The organism is Kitasatospora sp. NPDC005751 (assembly GCF_040630835.1).
In the GTDB taxonomy this organism is placed as follows: domain Bacteria; phylum Actinomycetota; class Actinomycetes; order Streptomycetales; family Streptomycetaceae; genus Kitasatospora.
In genome coordinates, this window is the sequence record NZ_JBEXYC010000132.1 from 1 (window position 1) to 4,820 (window position 4,820).

Here is a 4,820-nt window from a genome sequence, read left to right on the forward strand (position 1 = left end):
GCCTCGCACACCTCGCAGGTGGAGCGGTTGCGCGAGGAACTGCTGGCGGTGCTCGCGCCGGTCGAGCCGGGACCGGCCGAGGTGCCGTTCTACTCGACGGTCGAGGAGCGCTGGCTGACCGGCGCCGAGCTCGACGCCGACTACTGGTACCGCAACCTGCGTCGGACCGTCGCCTTCGAGCCCGCGACCCGGGCGCTGGCGGAGCAGGGCCACGGCGTCTTCGTCGAGGTCAGTCCGCACCCGGTGCTGACGGCGAGCCTCCAGGAGACCCTGGAGGCGGCCGGGATCCAGGGCATCGTGACCGGCTCGCTCCGCCGCGACGACGGCGGGCCCGCCCGGTTCCTCGGCTCGCTCGCCGAGGTGCACGTCCAGGGCCGCCCGGTGGACTGGGCGGCGGCCTTCGGCGGCCCGCCCGCACGGCGGGTGGAGCTGCCGACCTATCCGTTCCAGCGGCAGCGCTACTGGCTGAACGCCTCCGGGCTCACGGGCGGCGGACTGACCGGCGCGGGGCTCGGCACGGCGGACCATCCGCTGCTCGGCGCGGTGATCGAACCGGCCGACAGCGACGAAGTCCTGTTCACCAACCGGCTCTCGCTGGACACCCACTCCTGGCTGGCCGACCACGCCGTGGCGGGCACCGCCATCCTGCCGGGCACCGCTTTCGTCGAACTGGCCGTCCGGGCCGGTGACCAGGTGGGGTGCGAGCTGCTCGACGAGCTGGTCATCGAGCGGCCGCTGGTGCTGCCCGACCAGGGCGGTCTCCAGTTGCAGGTGCGGGTGGGCGCCGCCCAGCCGTCCGGGGTGCGGCAGGTCGGGGTCCACACCCGCCCGGACCAGGGCGGCGAGGAGTCGTGGACCCGCCATGCCACCGCCGTGCTGGCGGCCGCCGGCTCGGCCGGGGACCGGTCCCCGGAGGCCTTCGACGCCGAAGTGTGGCCGCCGCCCGGCGCGGTGGCCCTGGAGACCGCCGGGCTGTACGAGCGGCTGGTGGCGGCGGGCTACCACTACGGGCCCGCCTTCCGGGGGCTGCGCGCCGCCTGGCGCCGTGGCGACGAGGTGTTCGCCGAGGTCGGCCTGGACGAGGAGCAGTCGGCCGAGGCGGGCCGGTACGGGCTCCACCCGGCGCTGCTGGACGCGGCCCTGCACGCCACCTTCCTGACCGGCGCCGACGCGGACGCCGACGCCGGCGCCGGCGCAGGCTCGGCCTCAGGCGCCGGGACCGACGCGGTAGCCGGTCCCGGGGCCCCGACCGCCACCCGACTGCCGTTCGCCTGGAACGAGGTGCGCGTCCACGCGGTGGGCGCTTCGGCCCTGCGCGTCCGGCTGCGGCCGGACGGACCGGACCGGATGGCCCTGTCCGTCGCCGACCCCGCCGGGCAGCCGGTGGCGACCGCCCGGTCGCTGGCCCTGCGTCCGGTCTCCGCCGAGGAGTTCGGCGCGGCGGGCGCCGCCGTCGGGGACTCCCTCTACCGGATCGCATGGGCGCCGGCGCCCGGTGCGCCGGAGGCGGCGGCCCCGGCCCCGGCCGTGGTCGTCGAGCACTTCCCCGCGCCCGGGGAGGAGGGGGCGGCGGCCGTGCACCTGCTGGCCCGGCGGGCGCTCGACACCCTGCGGTCCTGGCTGGCCGACGAACGGTCGGCGGACCACCGGCTGGTGGTGGTGACGCGCGCCGCGACCGCCGTCCGGCCGGGCGAGGCCGCGGACCCGGCCGGTGCGGCCGTCTGGGGGCTGGTGCGCTCCGCGCAGGCCGAACACCCGGGGCGCCTGGTCCTGGTGGACGTCGACGACCCCGCCGCAGTGCCGCTCCTGCCGCCCGCCGTCCTCGCCTCCGAGGAGCCCCAACTGGCCGTCCGGGCGGGCGAGGTGCTGATGCCCCGGCTGGTCCGGGCGATCCCGTCCGGGGACGGCGCACCGGCCCCGCGGTTCGATCCCGAGGGCACGGTGCTGGTCACCGGTGGTACCGGCACGCTGGGGTCGCTGCTGGCCCGGCACCTGGTGACGGCGTACGGGGTGCGGCATCTGCTGCTGGTGGGCCGCAGTGGCCCGGCGGCCGAGGGTGCCGGTGAACTGGAGGCCTCGCTGCGCGAACTGGGCGCCGAGGTGACCATCGCGGCCTGCGACACCACGGACCGCGACGCGCTGCGGGAGCTGCTCGCCGGCCTCCGGCGCCCGCTGACCGGTGTGCTGCACGCCGCCGGGGTACTGGACGACGGCCTGGTGGCCGGGCTGACGCCGGAGCGGCTGGCGGCCGTCCTGCGGCCCAAGATCGATGCCGCGCTCGCGCTGCACGAGCTCACCGCCGGCGAGGACCTCGCCGCGTTCGTCCTCTTCTCCTCCGCCGCGGGCGTGCTCGGCGGCGCCGGCCAGGCCTCCTACGCGGCGGCCAACGCCGCCCTGGACGCGCTCGCCGGGGCGCGCCGGGCGCGGGGGCTGCCCGCCGTGTCGCTGGCCTGGGGCCTGTGGGCCGAGGCCAGCGGGATGACCGGTCACCTGGACCGGGCCGACCACCGCCGGATCGCCCGGAGCGGCGTGCGGCCGTTCTCCTCGGAGCAGGGTCTCGCGCTGTTCGACGCCGCGCTCGCGGCCGACGAGGCGGTCCTGGTGCCGATGGCGCTCGACCTGGCCGGGCTGCGGTCCGCGGACGCGACCGTCCCCGCCCTGCTGCGCGGTCTGGTCCGGCCGGGGCGGCGGGTGGCCCGGGCCGCCGCCGAGGGCCGGGCGGCCGGCACCCTGACGGAGCGGCTCGCCGGCCGGCCGGCGGGTGAGCGCGGTCGGGCCCTGCTGGAGCTGGTGCGCGCGCACGCCGCGACGGTGCTCGGTCACAGCACCGGCTCCGGGATCGAACCGGCGCTCGCCTTCCGCGAGTTGGGCTTCGACTCGCTGACCGCGGTGGAGCTGCGCAATCGGCTCGCCACGGCCACCGGGCTCCGGCTGCCGGCCACCCTGGTGTTCGACCATCCGACGCCGGCCGTGCTGGCGCGGCGGCTGGAGGCCGAGCTGTTCGGCGAGGCCGAGGGCGCCCGCCCGGCCGCACCCGCCGCCGAGGCGCAGGACGAGCCCATCGCGATCGTCGGCATGTCCTGCCGCTTCCCGGGCGGCATCGACTCGCCGCAGGACCTCTGGGAGACGGTCGCGGCGGGCCGGGACGTGGTCGGGAGCTTCCCCGAGAACCGGGGCTGGGACCTCGACACGCTGTTCGACCCGGACCCGGACCGTCCGGGCAAGAGCTACGTCGACGCGGGCGCGTTCCTCGCCGACCCCGGGGAGTTCGACGCGGAGTTCTTCGGCATCTCGCCGCGCGAGGCGCTGGCGATGGACCCGCAGCAGCGGCTGCTGCTGGAGGCCTCCTGGGAGGCGTTCGAGCACGCGGGCATCGACCCGGCGGCGCTGCGGGGCAGCGACACCGGGGTGTTCGCGGGGCTGCTCTACCACGAGTACGGCGCGCTGCTCGACCGGGCCGAGGGGGCGTCCGAGCTGGAGGCCTACGCGGGTACGGGCGGTGCGGGCAGCGTCGCGTCGGGCCGGATCTCCTACACGCTCGGGTTGGAGGGCCCGGCGATCACCGTCGACACCGCCTGCTCGTCCGCCCTGGTGGCGGTGCACCTGGCGAGCCGTTCGCTGCGCTCGGGTGAGTGCTCGCTGGCGCTGGCCGGCGGCGTGACCGTGATGACCACGCCGGCCGCGTTCACCGGTTTCTCCCGGCAGCGCGGGCTGGCGGCGGACGGGCGGTGCAAGCCGTTCTCCGCGACGGCCGACGGCACCGGCTGGTCCGAGGGGGTCGGCCTGCTGGTCCTGGAGCGGCTCTCCGACGCGCGCCGCCACGGACACCGGGTGCTCGCGGTGGTCCGGGGCAGCGCGGTCAACCAGGACGGGGCGAGCAACGGGCTGTCGGCGCCGAACGGACCGGCGCAGCAGCGCGTGATCCGGCAGGCGCTGGCCAACGCCGGGGTCGCCGCCGGCGGCGTGGACGCCGTCGAGGCGCACGGCACCGGAACGGTGCTGGGCGATCCGATCGAGGCGCAGGCGCTGCTGGCGACGTACGGCCAGGACCGCGCCGAGGCGGAACCGCTCTGGCTGGGCTCGGTGAAGTCGAACCTCGGCCACACCCAGGGCGCCGCCGGCGCCGCCGGAATGATCAAGATGATCCAGGCGATGCGGCACGGGGTGCTGCCGAAGACGCTGCACGTGGCGGAGCCGACGGGGCAGGTGGACTGGTCGTCGGGTGCGGTGGAGCTGTTGACGCGGGCGCGGCCGTGGCCGGAGACGGGGCGGCCGAGGCGTTCGGCGGTGTCCTCGTTCGGGATCAGCGGGACCAACGCGCATGTGGTGCTGGAGCAGGCACCGCCGGAGCCGTCGGAGCCGGCGGAGGCGAGCGGGGACGGTGTGGTGCCGTGGCTGCTGTCGGGTGGTGACGAGGGCGCCCTGCGGGCCCAGGCCGGCCGGCTGGCGGCGCATCTGCGGGAGCGGCCGGAGCTGGGCGTGCGGGACGTCGGCCACGCGCTGGCGGTCACCCGCGCGGCGCTGCCGGAGCGGGCCGCGGTCCTGGGCGCGGACCGGGCGGCGCTGCTGCACGGCCTGGACGCGCTGGCCGAGGGCCGGCCCGCCGCCGCGACGGTGCGGGCCCGGGCGACGGCCGACGACCGGGTGGTGTTCGTCTTTCCGGGGCAGGGTTCGCAGTGGGTCGGGATGGGTGTGGAGCTGTTGGCGGAGTCGCCGGTGTTCGCAGGGCGGTTGGCGGAGTGTGCGGAGGCGTTGGGGCCGTTCGTCGACTGGGATCTGCTCGATGTGGTGCGTGGTGTGCCCGGTGCTCCGTCGTTGGA

The 4,820-nt window shown here is 77.2% G+C and carries 1 protein-coding gene; it reads left to right on the forward strand.

Annotated features, from left to right (window positions below; translation table 11 throughout):
• Positions 1–4,820, forward strand: a 4,820-nt coding sequence (locus ABZ497_RS36465; protein WP_359812374.1) for an SDR family NAD(P)-dependent oxidoreductase, incomplete at both ends; no start/stop codon positions are given.